Annotated in this window: 16 protein-coding genes; 5 read left to right on the top strand and 11 right to left on the bottom strand. The window is 60.9% G+C overall.

The genetic code is table 11. The features are described from left to right. The 4 genes from livG to AC0IYH_RS28285 form a co-directional block, all read right to left on the bottom strand. A complete protein-coding gene (gene livG / locus AC0IYH_RS28270; protein ID WP_105162242.1) occupies nucleotides 1–768 on the bottom strand; it encodes a high-affinity branched-chain amino acid ABC transporter ATP-binding protein LivG in 768 nt (255 codons plus the stop codon). Further along, nucleotides 765–2,018, bottom strand: coding sequence for a high-affinity branched-chain amino acid ABC transporter permease LivM (locus AC0IYH_RS28275; protein ID WP_003231103.1), 1,254 nt, complete (start codon nucleotides 2,016–2,018; stop codon nucleotides 765–767). The genes livG and AC0IYH_RS28275 overlap by 4 nt, the downstream gene beginning before the upstream one ends. After that, nucleotides 2,015–2,938 (bottom strand): high-affinity branched-chain amino acid ABC transporter permease LivH, encoded by a 924-nt coding sequence (gene livH / locus AC0IYH_RS28280; RefSeq protein WP_028619257.1) that lies wholly within the window; start codon nucleotides 2,936–2,938, stop codon nucleotides 2,015–2,017. Before livH ends, AC0IYH_RS28275 begins: the two co-directional genes overlap by 4 nt. Nucleotides 2,939–3,167: 229 nt before the next feature. Further along, entirely contained in the window at nucleotides 3,168–4,295 is a 1,128-nt protein-coding gene (locus tag AC0IYH_RS28285) for a branched-chain amino acid ABC transporter substrate-binding protein (protein WP_116628313.1), read from the bottom strand. A gap of 341 nt (nucleotides 4,296–4,636) precedes the next feature. Between AC0IYH_RS28285 and AC0IYH_RS28290 the strand changes: the two genes are divergently transcribed. Next, nucleotides 4,637–4,939 carry a DUF2288 domain-containing protein gene (locus tag AC0IYH_RS28290; RefSeq protein WP_116628312.1) on the top strand — a complete coding sequence of 101 codons (303 nt, stop codon included), beginning with the start codon at nucleotides 4,637–4,639 and terminating at the stop codon, nucleotides 4,937–4,939. Nucleotides 4,940–5,185: 246 nt separating this feature from the next. Here AC0IYH_RS28290 and AC0IYH_RS28295 read toward each other — a convergent pair whose 3' ends face one another. The 3 genes from AC0IYH_RS28295 to AC0IYH_RS28305 form a co-directional block, all read right to left on the bottom strand. Next, complete coding sequence (locus tag AC0IYH_RS28295) at nucleotides 5,186–7,363, bottom strand: hypothetical protein (RefSeq protein WP_116628311.1); 2,178 nt, start codon at nucleotides 7,361–7,363, stop codon at nucleotides 5,186–5,188. Nucleotides 7,364–7,566: 203 nt separating this feature from the next. Next, nucleotides 7,567–9,831, bottom strand: coding sequence for a putative bifunctional diguanylate cyclase/phosphodiesterase (locus AC0IYH_RS28300; RefSeq protein ID WP_471837310.1), 2,265 nt, complete (start codon nucleotides 9,829–9,831; stop codon nucleotides 7,567–7,569). Nucleotides 9,832–9,970: 139 nt separating this feature from the next. Further along, nucleotides 9,971–10,336 carry a YkgJ family cysteine cluster protein gene (locus tag AC0IYH_RS28305; protein ID WP_116628309.1) on the bottom strand — a complete coding sequence of 122 codons (366 nt, stop codon included), beginning with the start codon at nucleotides 10,334–10,336 and terminating at the stop codon, nucleotides 9,971–9,973. 264 nt (nucleotides 10,337–10,600) lie between these two features. On the opposite strand from AC0IYH_RS28305, the gene AC0IYH_RS28310 reads away from it, so the two are divergent. Then, complete coding sequence (locus AC0IYH_RS28310; protein WP_116628308.1) at nucleotides 10,601–11,947, top strand: spinster family MFS transporter; 1,347 nt, start codon at nucleotides 10,601–10,603, stop codon at nucleotides 11,945–11,947. 152 nt (nucleotides 11,948–12,099) lie between these two features. Here the strand turns inward: AC0IYH_RS28310 and rapA are convergent, their stop codons facing one another. Continuing rightward, complete coding sequence (gene rapA, locus AC0IYH_RS28315) at nucleotides 12,100–14,946, bottom strand: RNA polymerase-associated protein RapA (RefSeq protein WP_471837313.1); 2,847 nt, start codon at nucleotides 14,944–14,946, stop codon at nucleotides 12,100–12,102. Between the two features lie 219 nt (nucleotides 14,947–15,165). Between rapA and AC0IYH_RS28320 the strand changes: the two genes are divergently transcribed. Then, nucleotides 15,166–15,507: an aspartate-semialdehyde dehydrogenase gene (locus AC0IYH_RS28320; RefSeq protein ID WP_116628306.1), complete on the top strand. Its 342-nt coding sequence runs from the start codon at nucleotides 15,166–15,168 to the stop codon at nucleotides 15,505–15,507. On the opposite strand, the gene AC0IYH_RS28325 is transcribed toward AC0IYH_RS28320, so the two are convergent. The 3 genes from AC0IYH_RS28325 to AC0IYH_RS28335 all read right to left on the bottom strand — a co-directional run bounded on the left by AC0IYH_RS28325 (nucleotide 15,504) and on the right by AC0IYH_RS28335 (nucleotide 18,100). Then, the gene (locus AC0IYH_RS28325; protein WP_471837315.1) at nucleotides 15,504–16,676 is read right to left on the bottom strand and encodes an aminotransferase class V-fold PLP-dependent enzyme; all 1,173 of its coding nucleotides are present in this window, start codon (nucleotides 16,674–16,676) and stop codon (nucleotides 15,504–15,506) included. The two genes, AC0IYH_RS28320 and AC0IYH_RS28325, sit on opposite strands and share 4 nt — an antisense overlap. Continuing rightward, a complete protein-coding gene (locus tag AC0IYH_RS28330) occupies nucleotides 16,673–17,143 on the bottom strand; it encodes a RidA family protein (protein ID WP_116628304.1) in 471 nt (156 codons plus the stop codon). Before AC0IYH_RS28330 ends, AC0IYH_RS28325 begins: the two co-directional genes overlap by 4 nt. A gap of 90 nt (nucleotides 17,144–17,233) precedes the next feature. Next, a complete protein-coding gene (locus AC0IYH_RS28335) occupies nucleotides 17,234–18,100 on the bottom strand; it encodes a LysR substrate-binding domain-containing protein (protein ID WP_471837317.1) in 867 nt (288 codons plus the stop codon). Nucleotides 18,101–18,233: 133 nt separating this feature from the next. On the opposite strand from AC0IYH_RS28335, the gene AC0IYH_RS28340 reads away from it, so the two are divergent. Both AC0IYH_RS28340 and ccoM read left to right on the top strand, forming a co-directional pair. Next, a complete protein-coding gene (locus AC0IYH_RS28340) occupies nucleotides 18,234–18,395 on the top strand; it encodes a hypothetical protein (protein WP_003172386.1) in 162 nt (53 codons plus the stop codon). 143 nt (nucleotides 18,396–18,538) lie between these two features. Beyond that, on the top strand, nucleotides 18,539–18,655 hold the full coding sequence (gene ccoM, locus AC0IYH_RS28345; RefSeq protein ID WP_276145525.1) for a cytochrome c oxidase subunit CcoM: 117 nt from the start codon (nucleotides 18,539–18,541) through the stop codon (nucleotides 18,653–18,655). Nucleotides 18,656–18,835 lie beyond the last annotated feature (180 nt).

Here is an 18,835-nt window from a genome sequence, read left to right on the forward strand (position 1 = left end):
TTACGCTTCCCCCAAATAGGCTTTGATCACTTCAGGATTGTCGCGGATCTGCTCCGGCGTCCCGTCGGCCAACGGCGTGCCCTGGTTGATCACCACGATATGGTCGGAAATGCTCATGACCAGTTTCATGTCGTGTTCGATCAACAGCACCGTGGCGTTGTTTTCCTCACGCAGCACCGTGATCAGTGCCTTGAGGTCTTCGGTTTCCTTGGGGTTCAGGCCGGCGGCTGGTTCGTCGAGCATGAGGATCCGCGGGCGGGTCATCATGCAGCGGGCGATTTCCAGGCGACGTTGCTGCCCATAGGCCAGGGTGCCGGCGGGGCGGTTGGCGAACTCGGTCAGGTTGACCTTGTCCAGCCAGTACTCCGCATATTCCATGGCCTCGCGCTCGCTTTTGCGGAACGCGGGGGTCTTGAACAGGCCGGCGAAGAAGTTGGTGTTCAAGTGACGGTGCTGGGCGATCAGCAGGTTTTCGACCGCCGTCATGTCCTTGAACAACCGCACGTTCTGGAAGGTGCGCACCACGCCCTTGCGGGCGATTTCGTGGCCGGCCAGGCCCTGGATCGGCTGGCCGTCCAGCAGGATGCTGCCGCCGGCCGGCTTGTAGAAGCCGGTGAGGCAGTTGAACACCGTGGTCTTGCCGGCGCCGTTCGGGCCGATCAGCGCCACAACCTGTTTCTCTTTCACGGTCAGGGCCACGCCATTGACCGCCAGCAAGCCGCCGAAGCGCATGCTCAAGTTTTCGACTTTCAGGATCTCGCGGCTCATTTGCGCAGCTCCATGTGTGGACGTTGCATGGGCAGCAGGCCTTGAGGGCGCCAGATCATCATCAGCACCATCATGGCGCCGAACATCAACATGCGGTATTCGCTGAACTCACGCATCATTTCCGGCAGCAGGATCATCACGATTGCGGCCAGGATCACGCCCAGTTGCGAGCCCATGCCACCCAGTACCACGATGGCGAGAATGATCGCCGACTCGATAAAGGTGAACGACTCCGGGGTCACCAGGCCTTGGCGCGCGGCGAAGAAGCTGCCGGCAAAACCGGCGAACGCGGCGCCCAGGGTGAACGCGGAGAGCTTGATGATGGTCGGGTTCAGGCCCAGGGCACGACAGGCGATTTCATCTTCGCGCAGCGCTTCCCATGCACGGCCGATCGGCATGCGCAGCAGGCGGTTGATCACGAACAAGGCGGCCAGTGCCAGCAGCAACGCCACCAGGTACAGGAACACCACTTTGCTCACCGGGTTGTAGGCGATCCCGAAGTATTCGTGGAAAGTCTGCATGCCTTCGGCGGCGGTGCGGTCGAACGACAGCCCGAAGAACGTCGGCTTGGGAATGCTGCTGATGCCGTTGGGGCCGCCGGTGATGTCGGTGAGGTTACGCAGGAACAGGCGAATGATCTCGCCGAAGCCCAGCGTCACGATCGCCAGATAATCACCGCGCAGACGCAGGACCGGGAAGCCCAGCAGGAACCCGAACGTGGCGGCTGCCATGCCGGCCAATGGCAGGCAGATCCAGAAGCTCCAGCCCAGGTAGTGCGAGAGCAGCGCGTAGGTGTAGGCACCCACGGCGTAGAAACCCACATAACCCAGGTCAAGCAGGCCGGCGAGGCCCACCACGATGTTCAGGCCCAGGCCCAGCAACACGTAGATCAGGATCAGGGTGGCGATGTCGACTGCACCGCGCGAGCCGAAGAACGGCCAGATCAACGCGGCCACGATCAGGCCGATGATGATGTAGCGCTGGGTGCGCGGCAGGGTCAGGAATTGGCTGACCTTGGGCGATACCAGCGGGCCACGGTTGCCCTTGAACAAGGCACCGACCTGCTGGGTGAACAGCACGCGCAGGAACATCAGCACCGAGCACAGGGCAATGATGGTCAGGGTCACGGGACCGGTGCCATGCACTTCCAGGTTGATGCCGACAATGCTCAGCTTGAGCCCGAGTACCGGGAAGGCCACGGCCCACACCAGCAAGGCGCTGAAAAACGCCGATTTAAGATATCTGCTCATACTTTCTCAACCTCCGGACGGCCCAGGATGCCGGTCGGACGGAACAACAGCACCAGAACCAACAGGCCGAACGCCACGACGTCCTTGTACTGGTCGCCGAAGATATCGGCACCAAACGCCTCGGCCACACCCAGCACCAGCCCGCCGAGCATGGCGCCCGGAATGCTGCCGATGCCGCCCAGTACCGCCGCGGTGAAGGCCTTGAGGCCTACCAGGAAACCGGCGTTGGGGTTGATCACGCCGTACTGCATGCTCAGCAACACGGCAGCGACCGCTGCGAGTGCGGCGCCGATCACGAAGGTCAGGGCGATGATGTTGTTGGTATTGATGCCCAGCAGGTTGGCCATCTTGATGTCTTCGGCGCAAGCCCGGCAGGCGCGGCCCAGACGGGAGCGGGAGATAAACAGGGTCAGGCCCAGCATGGCCACCAGGGTGACGACGAACACCAGGATCTGCATGTAGGAAATCAGCACTTCCTGTGCGCCGCCCGGGCCGAAGGAGATGCTCCCCGGAATCAGGTTGGGAATGGACTTATCCTTGGAATCCTGGGACAGCAATACAGTGTTCTGCAGGAAAATCGACATGCCGATGGCGGAAATCAGCGGGATCAAACGGTTGCTGCCACGCAAGGGTCGGTAGGCAACACGCTCGATACTGTAGCCATAAGCACTGGTTACAACGATCGACGCGAGAAACGCGGCGGTCATCAACAGCGGCAGTGAGTGGATACCCATCATGGCCAGCCCGGCAAGGGCGATGAAGGCCACGTAGGAACCAATCATGTACACCTCGCCATGGGCGAAGTTGATCATTCCAATGATGCCGTAAACCATTGTGTAGCCAATGGCTATCAAGGCATAGGTGCTGCCAATGGTCAGGCCATTAACCAGCTGTTGGAAAAAATGATAGATCTCAGGCATTACAGCGCTCCTAAAAACCCGATACGCATTTCACTGGTGGAGTCATGTTCCGGCCCCGTGCTGTGTTCTGTGAGCACATTTGCACAAAGCGTTTGCCAGCGAACCGCTGGTGACGGTTTTAAGATTTTCAGGTGAGCCAGCGCCCGGATCGCGGGTGACAGGCCCATAAACCTCGTAAAACAAAGCCCACTGCTCTCACAGTGGGCTTGTAGGACCAGTAACGCCTGGCTTACTGAGGGGAAACTTCGGTTTTTGGTTTGCCGAAGTGCCATTCGTAGACCACGAATTTGAAGTCCTTCAGGTCGCCCTTGGCGTCGAAGCTCAGCTCGCCGGTAGGGGTCTTGAAGGTGCCCGCGTGGATGGCTTCGGCCACTTTGGCGGTGTCTTCGCTTTTCGCGGCAGTGATGCCGGCGGCGATCACTTCAACAGCCGAGTAGGCCGGGAACACGAACGGACCGGTTGGGTCCTGCTTGTTCTTGGCGAACTCTTCAACGATGGCCTTGTTGGCCGGGTCGGTGTCGAAGGATTTCGGCAGGGTCACCAGCAGGCCTTCGGAAGCGCCCTGGGCGATTTGCGAGATGGAGTCGTTGCCGACGCCCTCTGGGCCCATGAACTTGGCGTTCAGGCCTTTTTCCTTGGCTTGGCGCAGGATCAGGCCCAGCTCCGGGTGGTAGCCGCCGTAGTAGACGAAGTCGACGTTGGCTTGCTTGAGCTTCTGGATGATCGAGGAGAAGTCTTTGTCGCCGGCGTTCAGACCTTCGAAGACGGCAACCTTGGTGCCTTTCTTCTCGAGGGTCTGTTTAACGGCGGTGGCGATGCCTTCACCGTATTGCTGTTTGTCGTGCAGCACAGCAACGATTTTCGGCTTCACGTGGTCGGCGATGTAGTTGCCGGCCGCTGGGCCCTGGGCGCTGTCCAGGCCGATGGTACGGAAGATCAGCTTGTAGCCACGGGCGGTGATTTCCGGGCTGGTGGCAGCCGGGGTAATCATGATCACGCCTTCGTCTTCATAGATGTCGGACGCTGGCTGAGTGGAGCTGGAGCACAGGTGGCCGACCACGAACTTGACGCCATCGTTGACCACTTTGTTGGCGACGGCCACGGCTTGTTTAGGGTCGCAAGCGTCGTCGTATTCTTTGGCTTCGAGCATTTTGCCATCGACGCCGCCCTTGGCGTTGATGTCGGCGATTGCCTGCTTGGCACCCATGAATTGCATGTCGCCGTATTGCGTTACAGGACCCGTTTTAGGACCGGCGATGCCGATCTTGATGGTGTCGGCTGCGAACGAATGGCCGGCAACCCCAGCCAGGACCATAGCGGCAAACAGTTTGGAAATCTGCTTAGTAGCCTTATTCATAGTGCTCCACTCTTGCTGTTGTATTTTTTATAGTTCTAGCGGCCTTGTGAGCTGTAGAACCGGATCAGATATCTCGGATATCCCCCCGGCAGTGCCCTGGCAACTGTACCGGTACAGTGTAGAGCGCCGGTTGATCGCTTGAAAAGCTGGCTGCCGGGGGCAAAACCCGGGTGTGTCGCTTAAATGAAAGAAAAAGACAGAATTGCGGCGGGGTGATGCCAGACTCTCGGGCAATCCTTGGCTTTCATGGCACTTTCTTTCGATGACTCATTTGCAACTGGGTTTTTCTACCAAGGCCCCGACGTTATGATTGCGCCGATTTTTTCCCAAGGTGAACTCCCATGACGCAAGAACCTAGCACCCTCTATGCCAAGCTGCTCGGTGAAACCGCCGAAATTTCCTGGAAGGAGCTTGAACCGTTCTTTGCCAAGGGTGCCCTATTGTGGGTCGACGCCGGCCTGGATTTGATCGAGGCCGCCGAGGGAATGGCCGAGGACAACCGTGACAAAGTCGCCTCCTGGCTCGCTGCGGGGAGCCTTGGCGAAGTGTCTGCGACGCGGGCATTGGACCTGGTAGAGCGTGATCCGAGCTTGTGGGCGGTGGTGGTTTCGCCGTGGATCCTGATCCAGGAAAGGGCGGCGTAGGAATTGTCTGCGCTAAAGTGGTGCAGTATTTTCGTTGGCAGAAGTGTGTAGCGGGGTAACCGCTGGCGCCGTGATGGCATCTTGCCGTAGAGAAAGGTCACAGCCGAGGGTGACGTAAACGTCACGGGAACAGTTTTGGTCGCGTCGGGAGCGAGGGGGAAGTGTTTCTTCGTGTGTATACAGAGCGCTTTCGTCTCTGATGTATGGAGATCAAATGTGGGAGGGGGCTTGCCCCCTCCCACATTTCTAAGCAGTCTTGCCGGTATGGTTATTCAACGAAATAACCTTGGTCTTGCCGATGCGGTGACGGTAGATCTCGCGCAAATACTTGACCGCTTTTTTCACGCAATCGCGCGACAGGCGAATGTCATTGATCGACACAAACTTGTCTTTGTCGTTGATCAACTCGCGGTACTTCTTCTCGTACATCGGCTTGATCGCGTACCAGTTGGTGTCGAGGATCTTCGCCGGGTTCTCGAACTCGTTGAGCAACTCGTCGATGCGGTCTTCGTCGAAGTCCTCGTGGATGATGAAGTCCAGGATCGAGTTGTCCAGCGTGTCATCGAACCGGTACGGGTTGCGCGCAAAGCAGCGTTTGATAAAAGCCACGATCAGCGTGAGGAAGTCGTCCGACAGGCACGGGCTTTTCGCGATCAGGGTGGTCAGCGACAGGTTCGCCGATGCGCCGATCACCAGCGCATAACGCTTGAGCGTGGTGTTGGGGAACAGGCTGTTGAGGTGGGTCTTGAGCCGGTTCAGGTCCATGTAGGACAGTTTGTAGTCCTTGGGCAGGGACACGATCGACACCACCGACGAGCAGTTCTTGAAGAAGTGCAGGTCATGCAGCGCTGCCGCGTCGTAGCCGGAGTTCTTGTACTGCTCCAGGGACGCCTTGTAGCGCTTGGATTCGATTGGCAACAGGCTGATGCCTTCGATGGCCTGGGTGACCTTGTTGAAGTGCGGCAGGTCGATGGAGCGGAAGAACAGGTCGTCGATATTCAGGCGCTGCGGCTCTTTTTCGAACACCTTGAATTTGTCATTCGACGGCGCCGGGGTTTCCGGGACCACGGATTCTGCGTAGGCAATCGCCACCGGGCCGGCCAGGCTCATGAACAGGTCGTTGGCATCCAGGCGAATGGTTTCGCCGATGTCGATGCCGGCACGCCGGAAGTAGTTCTGGTCGTAGTCGGTGGTCACCGCCTGGGCGGTGAGGATGTTGAAGATCTGCTGGGAGATGTACTGGTTGGCGTGTTTTTCCATGGCATTGACGTCAATGTTCTGGATGTTGCCGTCGTCGCTCTCTTCGGCGTAACGCATGATGTCGTTGGAGATCAGCATCATCGCGTTCCACGGGCGGATGCGGCCTTTCACGCTGGCTTCGCTGCTGTCTTCATTGGCGAAGTTGTACGAGAAATCCCATTCTTCCGACAGATACTTGCATAGCAGTCGCCCGGCGTTGATGTGCAACGCCTCGGACATTTCGCTGCGGTGATCGGAAATATTCGGCAGCACGCAGATGCCGCTGGTGAAGATCGGCTCGAACACAAAGGCGTGGCCGCTCTTGCTGTCGTGCTCATCGGCGGGCTTGGTGTCGAACGTCTTGTTCATGTACGAGTGCTGCTGGGCCAGGCCGAACTCCGAGGCCATGCCCGAACCGGTACCGCCGCCGGCGCTGAAGATCGAGAAGTACAGGCGCGACTGGTTGGCCTTGATGCCGCAGGAGTCGATCAGGTACGAGTGGATCATCTTCCAGTCGGGGCTGGAAAAACGCTGGGTGTCTTTGTTGAGGATGATCTTGGCCAGGTACTGGCCGAGGATCGGCGCGTTACCGGCGCCGCCGGCATGGACTTCCGAAAGGTCCATGATCTTCATCTTGCTGTAGTCGCGCAGGAAGCCGCTTTTTTCGCCCTTGCGCGAGAAACGGATACGTCCGGCGATGTCCTTGTCGAGGTCGCCGAGCATCACCAGCGGTTCCACCAGGAACACCGGTTTACTGGCCTTGCCGCCGCCCAGGCGCAAGTTGTTGCGCAGCCACTGGGCCGGGCTGTAGCCCTTGTCCAGCGTCTTGTCTTCGTTACTGAATTCGTTGAGGTAGAACTTGCGCGCGTTGTACACCAGCTCTGCCACATCCAGCGCAATGTTCGACCCGCAGCGGCCCAGGCCGATCAGGCACACCGAGGGGAATTCCTGCTCGCTGCGCTGTTCGCCGTCGCCTTCCAGGTGGGGCGGGCGCGGGAACACCATGTCGCGCAGGCCGTCGAGGTTGTCGAGGATGCGGTCGGTATTGGTTTCGGTGAAGTACAGGTATTGCTGGGTGGCCAGCGGGCGCGCGGTGCTCAATGACTTTGAACCTGAGGGTTTGTCCGCAGGAGCTGGGAGCAACACGTCGGATACCACGGTGGCAGAATTATTTTTAGAAGTCATTGTGCGCCATGTGCCTGGGCGGATGGCTGAAAATCATCAAAGGGCCATCACGGTATGGGAGTTCGCGACTTTACAGTGCGTCCTTGTCCGGGATGAGCGGGTTTACCTCGTTGCGCGCAGGCAAAACCTGGCCGGACTCTGATGAATCGGCCGTTTGTCGGGGTTCTTTAGGCAAATGATGGCGAAATGCCAAAGATTGGGCGTCAGCGAATTGGCCTCACCACGGAAGTGGATCCGGAGGGAATTGGCGGGGGCTCTTTCGGCGGGGCGTTTTCCCTGGTGCCGGCCACGCTGAACGGGTAAAGCGGGTTGCGCAGTGCGATGCCCTGGATCACGCCGATGATGTCCGCAACAGGCACAGCCGGGCTCAACAGGTAGCCCTGGACGAAATCACAGCCGTGCTTGAGCAGCAGCTCGAATTGGGCCTGGGTTTCCACGCCTTCGGTCACCACCTCCAGGTGCAGGGTGTGGGCCATGCCGATAATCGCCTGGACGATCTCGATATCGGCGGTGGACTTGGGGATGTCCTGGATAAACGAGCGGTCGATCTTCAAGGTGTTGAGTGGCAGGCGCTTGAGGTAGGCGAGGGAGGAGTAGCCGGTGCCGAAGTCGTCGATGGCCAGCGACACACCCAGCGCGCGGATTTGGCGCAGCAACGCGAGGGTGCTGCTGATGTTGCCCATCAGCGCATTTTCGGTGACTTCCAGTTCCAGGCGGGTAGCGGCGACCCCGCTGAAGCGCAGCGCGTCTTCGATCTCGTCCGCCAGCTCGTCACGGGCCAGGTTCAAGGCCGAGCAATTCACTGCCATGGTCAGTTCGGTATAACCCCGGTCAGACAACAGGCTCAGGTCATGACAGGCCTGGCGCAGGACCCAGTGGTCCAATTCGGCAATCAAGCCGTTGCTTTCGGCGATCCCGATAAAACGGTCCGGGGCCAGCAGGCCGTGCTGCGGGTGTTGCCAGCGCACCAGGGCTTCCAGGCGCGTGACCTTGCCCAGTTTCATGTCGAAGATCGGTTGGTAGAACAGCACCAGTTGATTGCGGGTGCGCAGGGCGGCGCGCAGTTCCTCTTCCAGCTGCAGCTCGAGAAAGGCGCGGGTTTTCAGGTTGGAGCTGAAGAAGTTCAGGCTGTTACGCCCGGCATCCTTGGACTGGTACAGCGCCAGGTCGGCGGTTTTCAGCAGCTCTTCGCAGGTCTGGCCGTCCTCGGGGAACAGGCTGATGCCGATGCTGGTGGTCATCACCATGCGCCGGCCGGCCAGTTCGATGGGTTCTTTCATCTTTTGCATGATGCGCTGGGCCAGGTGCCGGGCTTCGTCGCGGTGGTGAATGCTGATGAGGATGCAGAACTCGTCGCCGCCAAAACGCGCGACCACGTCGGCGTGGCTGCGCACCGAGCCTTTGATATGCGCGGCGAGCACGCTGAGCAACTGGTCGCCGGCGTCATGGCCGAGGCTGTCGTTGATGCGTTTGAAGTGGTCGATATCGAGGAAGATCACCGCCATCATGCCGTGCGCTGCAGTTTTTTCAGCGATTTTCTCCGCGAAGATCTGGTTGAAGCCGCGGCGGTTGAGCAGGGTGGTCAGCGCGTCGTAATGCGCCACCTGTTGCAGCGAGGCGCGGGCCTGGTCGAGTTCGCTGAGCAGGGCGTTGACCCGGCGCAGGTCGCGTTCCTTGTGTTGCAGCTTCTTGTCCGCCAGGGCGGCGCTGATGCTGCTGCCGATCACCAGCAGGGTAATCACCGCCACGGACAGGCCGAGCTGGATCGGGTTGTTGTCCACCGCCAAGGACAGGTCTGCGCCGTTGGGCACGATCAGGCGCATGGCGGCCATGCCGGTGAAGTGCATGCTCAGGATGCCGGCGCCCAGTACCAGGCTGGCGGCGTATTTGAGCAACTGGTGGAACACGCCGGCGCCATTACGTAGATAGCTCGACAGCAGCAACGCCGCCAGGCTTGCCCCCATGGCGATGACGATCGAAGCCATGAACAGCTCCGTCTCGAAATACGCCTGGGCCTGTGAACGCATGGCCGACATGCCCACGTAGTGCATCAGCGCGATGCCCAGGCCCATCCACACTGACGCCAGCAGGTATTGATGAAAGCGCAGGTGGGCGTGGCTGAGGGTCTGCATGGCAAACAGCGAGGCGATCAGGGCGATCAGCAACGACGCGAACGTCATGAACAGTTCGTAATGAATGGCAATGGGGGCCTGGAAGGCCAGCATGCTGATGAAGTGGGTCGACCAGATACCGCCCGCCAGGCACCCGGCGCCGAGCCAGCGCCAGTGGCGCCTTGCGGTAGGGTCCTCGACATGGCCGACGCGTTCGGCCATATCCAGCGTGCCAAACCCCGCCGCGCACGCGACCAGGTAGGCGAGCAACACCAGGAACGGGTTATGACTGCAATTGAGTAATAAGTGTCCGTTCGCTGGGAGGTCGGTAAAAAAATGCAGACCTAGCCATTCCATAGCATTTCCCGTCATAGAGTCATTGTCACTGCCTACGGCAATAACCTATGAGGTCGAGTATAGAAGCCTTGCAGGATTTGCCATGGGTAATGGCACTTTGCTCTGAATGATTTTGGCATGCGATCGATAGCGTTTGATGCTAAGCGCTGATGGGTAGCTCCAGCTCGAACGGCGCTTCCAGGGGCGGCAGGCCGAAAGCAGCCCGTGCGGCATCGCAATCGGTGTTCTGCACGCCCTGGTCCCAGGAGGCCTCGAACTCGCGGCATGGGCTCGACCGTTGTTCATAAATGGTGCAACGGGTGCCCTTGCCCACTTCGCCCTCGAGGCTGCAGCAGCGCGCGGGTTTCTGGTCGGTACCGATCATCGCCACGCGGGTGGGGTTGATCTGCACCACCAGGTCATCCGGCACCGTGCCGCCCGATGAGGCGCACTCTCCCCAGAAGAAAGACACACGAAAGTATGAACAGCAGGCACCGCAACTCAGACACGGACTGGCTTCGGACATGGGCGTCATCGATAAGAAAGCAGGGATTGGGGTGCTACGGGAAGGCTCGCCATTCTATCCCTGCCATGGCGGTTGGGAAGGGGGGCGCCGACTTATATTTTCGTAGGCAAAGTCCGTAGAGAAAGCCCCGTAATACCGAGCAAATCATGCCCTATCAGCTTTACGAATCATTACAGACAAGCGCGCCCCGCCTGACTATGTTGCAGGTACCGGGCAGGATGCATCGGGCATCGCAGCTCTCATAACAATAAAAGAGACGGACCCATGCAGAACTCGACCCAAGCGGCGAATGCCTGGCGCATTCTGTTCCTGCTGTTCCTGGCCAACCTGTTCAACTTCTTCGATCGCACCATTCCGGCGATCATCATCGAGCCAATCCGCATGGAATGGCACCTGAGCGACTTCCAGCTCGGCATCATCGGTACCGCCTTCACCATCGTCTACGCCATCGCCGGCCTGCCGCTCGGGCGCCTGGCCGACACCGGCTCGCGCAGCAAACTGATGGGCTGGGGCCTGTTTGCCTGGAGCGGGCTGACGGCGGTTAATGGCCTGGTCGGCAGTTTCTGGACCTTCCTGCTGGTGCGCATGGGCATCGGTATTGGCGAAGCCAGTTATGCGCCGGCGGCCAACTCGCTGATTGGCGACCTGTTCCCTGCGCACCGTCGCGCGCGGGCCATGGGGATTTTCATGCTCGGCCTGCCGCTGGGGCTGTTGCTGGCGTTCTTTACCATCGGCTGGATGGTCAAGGCGTTCGACAGCTGGCGCGCGCCGTTCTTTATTGCCGCCGTGCCGGGGATGATCCTCGCGGTGTTTATGTTCTATATCAAGGAGCCCAAGCGCGGCGCCGCCGAAACCGTGCAAGTCTCCCAGGAACGCGTCGACCGCCCGATCCGTCGCGTACTGGCGGTGCCGACCTTCCTGTGGCTGGTGCTGGCCGGGCTGTGCTTCAACTTCGCCACCTACGCGTGCAACTCGTTCCTGGTGCCGATGCTGCAGCGCTACTTCCTGATGCCGTTGCAGGACGCGGCCGTCGCCACCGGGGTAATCGTTGGCCTCACCGGCCTGGTGGGCCTGACCCTCGGCGGTTGGGTTGCCGACAAGATCCATCAGCGCGTCGCCAATGGCCGGCTGTTGTTTGCGGCCTGCAGCTTGATTATCTCCACCGTCACCACCGCCTGGGCCTTGCATGCCGGGCGCATTGAGATTGGCGTGTTTGTGGCGCTGTTCAGTGTGGGCTGGTTGTTTGCCTACAACTTCTACACCTGCGTGTACACGGCGATTCAGGACGTGGTGGAACCGCGCCTGCGGGCCACGGCAATGGCGCTGTTTTTTGCCGGCTTGTACTTGCTGGGCGGCGGCATGGGGCCGATTGTGGTGGGTGGGCTGTCGGACCACTTTGCCCATTCGGCGATGTATGCGGCGGGGGCGGAGCAGATGACCGAGGCTTATAAAGCCGTGGGGTTGCATGACGCCATGTACCTGATTCCGGTGGCGCTGTTCTTGACCATGTTGTTTCTGTTTCAGGCGTCGCGCAGTTTTGTGCGGGATGCCAAGCGGATGAAGGATGGGTTGGGGGCGGTGGAGGTGCCGGCTTCGGCGGTTACGGCTTGATATCCAGGTGACTCCATCGGGGGCAAGCCCCCTCCCACATTTTGAACGTATTCACAAATCAAAGTGTGGAAGGGGGCTTGCCCCCGATGAGGCCCTAAAGACCAATAAAAAAGGCCCGCATTGCGCGGGCCTTTTTTTGCTTCAAATGCTGATCAACCCGCCACCAGCACCCGAATCGCTTCCAAGCGCAGCGCAGCCTTGTCGAGCATCGCCAAGCCTTGCTCACGCTGGTTACGCAACGCCACCAACTCACTGTCACGCACAGTCGGGTTGACCGCTTGCAGCGCGGTCAAACGCGCCAGTTCTTCGTCGGTGTCCGCCGCCAGGCGGCGCTTGGCCTCGGCCACACGCTCGGCGTGACGCGGGGAGATCTTCTCTTCGCCGGCGTTGATCCGTGGCGTCAGCTGGTCGCGCTGGGCCTGGATAAACTTGTTGGCGCTGGCGCGTGGCACGCTTTCCAGCTGGTCGTTCAAGGTTTCAAACGACACGCGGCCCGACAAGTCATTGCCGTTGGCGTCCAGCAAGCAGCGCAGCGCCGCCGGTGGCAGGTAGCGGCCCAGTTGCAGCGAGCGCGGCGCAACCACTTCGCTGACGTAGAGCAGTTCGAGCAACACGGTGCCCGGTTTGAGCGCCTTGTTCTTGATCAGCGCCACGGCGGTGTTGCCCATGGAGCCGGACAGCACCAGGTCCATGCCGCCCTGCACCATCGGGTGTTCCCAGGTGATGAACTGCATGTCTTCGCGCGACAGTGCCTGGTTACGGTCGTAGGTGATGGTCACACCTTCGTCGTCGCCCAGGGGGAAGCTGGCGTCGAGCATTTTTTCGCTGGGCTTGAGGATCAGCGCGTTTTCCGAATGGTCTTCGCTGTCGATGCCGAACGCATCGAACAGGGTTTCCATGTAGATCGGCAGGGCGAACTGGTCGTCTTGCTCAAGGATGTCCTCAACCAGTGCATCGCCTTCGCCGGCGCCGCCGGAGTTGAGTTCCAGCAGGCGGTCACGGCCGGTGTGCAGCTCCTGCTCGAGGCGCTCGCGCTCGGCACGGGCTTCGTCGATCAGGGCTTGCCATTCACCGTCGTCGGCGTTTTCCAGCAGCGGCAGCAGGCGCGGGCCGAACTGGTGCTGCAAGGCGTTGCCGGTCGGGCAGGTGTTGAGGAACGCGTTCAGCGCTTCGTGGTACCACTGGAACAGGCGCTCTTGCGGGCTGGTTTGCAGGTACGGCACGTGCAGTTCGATCACGTGTTTCTGGCCGATCCGGTCCAGACGGCCGATCCGCTGTTCCAGCAGGTCGGGGTGGGACGGCAGGTCGAACAGCACCAGGTGGTGGGAGAACTGGAAGTTGCGGCCTTCAGAGCCGATTTCCGAGCAGATCAGCACCTGGGCGCCGAACTCTTCATCGGCGAAGTAGGCGGCGGCGCGGTCACGCTCGAGGATGTTCATGCCCTCGTGGAACACCGTGGCCGGAATGCCGGAGCGCACGCGCAGGGCGTCTTCCAGGTCCATGGCGGTTTCGGCGTGGGCGCAGATCACCAGGACCTTGGTGCGCTTGAGCATTTTCAGCTGGTCGATCAGCCACTCAACGCGCGGGTCGAAGCGCCACCAGCGGTTTTCTTCTTCTATATCCGGCTGCGACTGGAAGCTGACTTCCGGGTACAGCTCGGCGTGTTCGCCCAGCGGCAGTTCCAGGTATTCGTCCGGGTTCGGCATCGGGTAGGCATGCAGCTTGCGCTCCGGGAAACCCTGTACGGCGGCGCGGGTGTTGCGGAACAGCACGCGGCCAGTGCCGTGGCGGTCGAGCAGCTCACGCACCAGGCGCGCGCTGGCCTCGGTGTCGCCATCGTTGACGGCGGTGAGCAGGGCTTCGCCTTCGTTACCAAGGAAACCCTGGATGGTTTTATGTGCGGCCGGCGACAGGCGGCCCTTGTCCAGCAGCTCCTGCACGGCTTCGGCCACCGGGCGATAGTTTTCGCTCTCGGCGCGGAAGGCTTGCAGGTCGTGGAAGCGGTTCGGGTCGAGCAGGCGCAGACGTGCGAAGTGGCTGTCCTGGCCCAGCTGTTCCGGGGTAGCGGTCAGCAGGAGCACGCCGGGGATGACCTCGGCCAATTGCTCGACCAGCGAATACTCCGGGCTGGCTTTTTCTTCATGCCACACCAGGTGGTGAGCTTCGTCGACCACCAGCAGGTCCCAGCCGGCGGCGAACAGCGCGTCCTGGGCTTTCTCGTCGTCCACCAGCCATTCCAGGGCCACCAGCGCAAGCTGGGTGTCTTCGAACGGGTTGGCGGCATCGCTTTCGATAAAACGTTCTTCGTCGAACAGCGCAACCTGCAGGTTGAAGCGGCGGCGCATCTCGACCAGCCACTGGTGTTGCAGGTTTTCCGGTACCAGGATCAGCACGCGGTTGGCGCGGCCCGACAGCAGCTGGCGATGGATTACCAGGCCGGCTTCGATGGTCTTGCCCAGGCCCACTTCGTCGGCCAGCAATACCCGTGGGGCGATACGGTCAGCGACTTCGCGGGCGATGTGCAGTTGGTGAGCAATGGGTTGCGCACGCACGCCGCCCAGGCCCCACAGCGAGGACTGCAACTGGCGGCTGGTGTGTTCCAGGGTGTGGTAGCGCAGCGAGAACCAGGCCAGCGGGTCGATCTGCCCGGCGAACAGACGGTCGCTGGCCAGGCGGAACTGGATGAAGTTCGACAGTTGGGTTTCCGGCAGGGTGACCTGCTCGTTCTGCCCATTGAGGCCGTGGTAGACCAGCAGGCCGTCGACGTCGTCGACTTCCTGTACGGTCATTTTCCAGCCTTCGAAATGGGTGATGGAGTCACCCGGCGAGAACCTCACGCGAGTGAGGGGCGCATTCCGTAGCGCATACTGGCGAGTGTCGCCAGTGGCCGGATAGAGCACGGTCAACAAGCGTCCGTCCTGTGCCAGAACGGTGCCTAACCCCAGCTCTGCTTCGCTGTCACTAATCCAGCGTTGCCCCGGTTGATACTGCTGCGCCATGCTGCCTGACTCCCGCCGTGAAAAAGCCGACTATCTTAACGGAACAAGCCCCCACGCCCAAGGACTCTGACAAAAACTACTCCGTTTGGCGCGCGGGCAGAGCGCTGAATCGACGGGTGGCGGGCACTTGCGAGTGTCGACTGGGTCACAGGTTGGCGAGCCCGGGCTCAAGTCGCCACGCAGCCCGCCGACAGCCTGATGATCAGGAGAATAACTATTATGTTTCCACCTACGTTGCCCGTCAGTGTCGTGCCGGTTACGTCGCAACTCGACCCGGTACGCCAGAAACCGGATATCCCGCCCGTGGTGCCGGTACAGCCGAGTTCCAACGAAAGCACCATCGACCTGAAAAAAGGCGACGCCGAGCAGTCGAATTTCCTGCTGCGTGAAGAACAGCGCCGCCAGCAGGAACAGCACAAACGTCGCCGCGAAGCGGACGAAGATCCGGACCAGCACCTGGCGATTCCGGGGGACGTGCTCAACGCCGACAACACCGTTCCCGTGATACCGCTGATCGAAGACGCGCCGCGCCAGGGCTTGTGGGTGGACGTCGAGGTTTAATCGCGCAGCTCCCGCAGGCCGGCCATCAGCCGCTCGATATCGTCAGCATTGTTCAGCGGGCTGACGGATATTCGCGCGATGCTGGCAAGGTTTCGTGCTTGCATATCCAGTGGGGTGTAGGCCACGCCGTTGGCGCCGATGTTGATGCGCTTCAAGCCCAATCTTCTCTTGAGTTCAAAGGCGTCCCAGCCGGCGAGGTTGAAGGCGATCAGTCCGGAGTGGGCGGTGCCCAAGTCATGCAAGGTAATTCCCGGAATCTGACACAGCGCTTCGCGGATTCGCACGCTGGTGCTTTGGATGTGCTCCCACACGCGCTCAACCCCCACGTGATTCATCTCCTGCAACGCATTGCCCAAACCTGCCAGTAAGGCGTAGGACGCTTCGCTGGTTTCAAAACGGCGGGCGTCGTTGCGCAGGTCGTAACCGTTGGCACTCCAGGGCGCAGAAAACACATCGCGCTGGGCCGGGTTCAGGTGCTGCAGGAAATCCGGCCGCACGTACAACAGCGCCGTGCCGCGTGGCCCACGCAGGTGTTTACGACCGGCCGACTTGAGCACATCGCACTGCAGCGCCTGCACATCCACTGGCAGCTGGCCCATGGCTTGCCCGGCGTCGATGAAGTAGGCGATGCCGTGGCGCCGGGCAACGGCGCCGATGGCCTCGGCGGGGTTGATCAGGCCGCCGTTGGCCGGCAGCCAGGTCAGGTCGATGAGCTTCACGTGGGCGTCGATCATTGACTCAAGCGCCTGCGGGCAGGCGGCGCCGGTTGCGTCGCAGGGGATCACTTCCACCCGCGCGCCGGCCTGCATGGCCGCTTGCATACTCGCCAGGTTGCCGCCCCATTCGTGGCGGCCGACCAGGATGCGGTCACCGGGTTGCCACGCGCCAAGGGCTTGGAACGCCATGTTCCAGGCGGCCGAACCGCTGCTGGCAAAGGCAATCGAGGCGGGCGGCGCGTTGAGTAATTGCGCAGCCGCGCGCCGGGCTTTTTCCACCAGCACGGCGCCGTGCTCGCCGGCTTCCATCGGGCCGTCGCGGGCTTCGCGGTGCAGTTGCTCAATGATGGCGTCGAGGGTTGCCTGGCTCGGCAACGAGGCGCCGGCGTGGTTGAAGTGCACAATGCCGGATTGGCAGCCGGGTGTGCCCTCGCGCAGTTGCTGGAGGTTCATGGCTGCAACTCGAAAATCGCGTCAACTTCCACCGCCACGCCGGCCGGCAGGCTGGCAACCCCCACGGCTGTGCGCACATGCCGGCCCTTGTCGCCGAGGGCGTTGACCAGCAGGTTCGAGGCACCGTTGGCCACCAGGCTTTGGCGCTGGAAATCGCCGCTGCTGGCGATAAACACACCCAGGCGCAGCGTGCGCACCAGGCGGGTCAGGTCATCACCCAGTGCATCGCTCAATTGCCCCAGCAGGCCCAGTGCCGCCAGTTCTGCGGCCTGGGCGCCTTCTTCGTCGCTGAGACTTTCGCCCAGCCGACCGAGGTAGGCGGGTTGGCCCTCGACCATCGGGATTTGCCCGGAGACAAACAGCTGGTTTTGGCTGATCACATAGTTGATGTAGTTGGCCGCCGGCTGGGCCGGGGTTGGCAGCGTCAGGCCGAGGGCTTGCACGCGTTGGCGCAGGGAGTCGCTCATGGTCAATCCTCTTGGGTCAAGAGGGAACAGCATGTTGGCGGCGGCGGTGGGCGACAAACGGATAGATCTCACGCGACGTATCGAAATAACTCACGCGTCGGCACAGGCTTCCTTCAGCCATTCGCTGAAACAGCGGGCGGCTTCACTGGCGGCACCTTGGGGCTCGATCAGCCAATATCCAATGTCGCTGTGATACGGCGGCCAATCGAAGGCCTGCACCAGGCTGCCGTCTTGAAGCCGGCGCTCGATCAAGCGGTGGCGGCCCATGGCGATACCCTGGCCGGCCACGGCGGCTTCGACCACGATGTTGTAGTCATGCAGCATCACGCGCGGGTGGCGGGCGAGGTCGACCTGGTAGTGCTCGGACCAATCGGTCCATTCGAACGGGCGGTGCGAGGTGGCCATCAGCAGCGGGCTGTCCTGCGAGGCCTTGAACGCGGGGCTGCACACGGGGGAAATGACTTCCGCCATCAGCCGCGTGGCGTGGACATCGGGCCAGTCGCCCTTGCCATAGCGAATCGCCAGGTCGACCTCGGCGGCGGCCACGTTGGCCAGTTGGATCGCGGGCAACAGCTCCACCTGAATATGCGGGTAACGGTTGAGAAACCCGACCAGGCGTGGTGCCAGCCATAAGGTGGCAAAGGACGCCAGCAGGCCGATGCGCAATACGGTGGCGCTCGGGGCGACCCGTTGGTTGCGGGTGGCGGCAGCGATGGCGTCGAGGGCAGGGCGGATTTCGTCGTAGTAGTGTTGGCCGTCGGCGGTCAGATCGATCGCCCGGGTGCGTCGGACAAACAACGGTTTGCCCAGATGTTGCTCGAGTTTCTGCACCTGATGGCTCAGGGCGCTCTGGGTCACCGACAACTCGTTCGCCGCCTTGATAAAGCTCAAATGCCGCGCCACCGCTTCAAAGGCGCGCAGGGCCAGCAGCGGCGGAAGGTCCTTGTGCAGTGCCACCTGAGAGGCCTCCTGAGTTGGGCGGGGAAGGGCCGATTTTGAGCGAGGGCCTGCCTTTTGTCGCGCGTTGATTTGCCGTTGGGCGGGGGAGACCGCATTATTGGGGGATTCCCGCCACGACGTAAGCCAAGCCATGAGTGATGATGACAAGCTGATCGACCTGAATGCCGAACGTGCCAAGCGTGTGCATGACCTTAATGACAAACGCCTGAATGAAGTGCGCCAGGCGTTTGAACAGGCGATGCCTTTGGGTAAGGCCAAGAAGAAACCGAAGAACAAGCCTAAAAAGCGTTGATACCACCTGCATCTCTTGATGCGGGTCAGTTATTACCCTTCTTTACGCCCCGTCGCGGGCGACATTGATCCCGGTCAATTTTCCAATCCGCCTTCTCGATTAACTTAGCCCTATCGCAACAGGGCAAGCGCAGGAGGCCGGTCATGTTTATCGATAATGTGGTGTTTGCCGGGGTGCTGACTGTCAGCCTCATGGTGCTGTTTTTTGTAGGGTTCGGGATTTTTATCTGGAAGGACGCTAATAAGCGTAAAGAACCGTAAGTCTTTCCGGGTTACATGAGCACGCAAGGCATTTTGGGCGACTTCGGTCGCCCTTTTTTTTGGGTTGGGTTTTGTGTGTATATCCGTTGTTTGGGTAACGGCCGCTTAGGGTTCCGCTCTTACAGCGGGTCACTTTTGGAAGGACCCAAAAGTAACCAAAAGGTCCTCGCCCCACCACTC

Source organism: Pseudomonas sp. AC463 (genome assembly GCF_979253585.1).

Coding starts and splice junctions, on each gene's coding strand:
- ccoM (WP_276145525.1), top strand. CDS start 18,539: ATGTTTATCGATAATGTGGTGTTTGCCGGGGTGCTGACTGTCAGCCTC.
- AC0IYH_RS28330 (WP_116628304.1), bottom strand. CDS start 17,143: ATGAGCGACTCCCTGCGCCAACGCGTGCAAGCCCTCGGCCTGACGCTG.
- AC0IYH_RS28285 (WP_116628313.1), bottom strand. CDS start 4,295: ATGAATAAGGCTACTAAGCAGATTTCCAAACTGTTTGCCGCTATGGTC.
- AC0IYH_RS28290 (WP_116628312.1), top strand. CDS start 4,637: ATGACGCAAGAACCTAGCACCCTCTATGCCAAGCTGCTCGGTGAAACC.
- AC0IYH_RS28340 (WP_003172386.1), top strand. CDS start 18,234: ATGAGTGATGATGACAAGCTGATCGACCTGAATGCCGAACGTGCCAAG.
- AC0IYH_RS28295 (WP_116628311.1), bottom strand. CDS start 7,363: ATGACTTCTAAAAATAATTCTGCCACCGTGGTATCCGACGTGTTGCTC.
- rapA (WP_471837313.1), bottom strand. CDS start 14,946: ATGGCGCAGCAGTATCAACCGGGGCAACGCTGGATTAGTGACAGCGAA.
- livH (WP_028619257.1), bottom strand. CDS start 2,938: ATGCCTGAGATCTATCATTTTTTCCAACAGCTGGTTAATGGCCTGACC.
- AC0IYH_RS28305 (WP_116628309.1), bottom strand. CDS start 10,336: ATGTCCGAAGCCAGTCCGTGTCTGAGTTGCGGTGCCTGCTGTTCATAC.
- livG (WP_105162242.1), bottom strand. CDS start 768: ATGAGCCGCGAGATCCTGAAAGTCGAAAACTTGAGCATGCGCTTCGGC.
- AC0IYH_RS28275 (WP_003231103.1), bottom strand. CDS start 2,018: ATGAGCAGATATCTTAAATCGGCGTTTTTCAGCGCCTTGCTGGTGTGG.
- AC0IYH_RS28320 (WP_116628306.1), top strand. CDS start 15,166: ATGTTTCCACCTACGTTGCCCGTCAGTGTCGTGCCGGTTACGTCGCAA.
- AC0IYH_RS28310 (WP_116628308.1), top strand. CDS start 10,601: ATGCAGAACTCGACCCAAGCGGCGAATGCCTGGCGCATTCTGTTCCTG.
- AC0IYH_RS28325 (WP_471837315.1), bottom strand. CDS start 16,676: ATGAACCTCCAGCAACTGCGCGAGGGCACACCCGGCTGCCAATCCGGC.
- AC0IYH_RS28300 (WP_471837310.1), bottom strand. CDS start 9,831: ATGGAATGGCTAGGTCTGCATTTTTTTACCGACCTCCCAGCGAACGGA.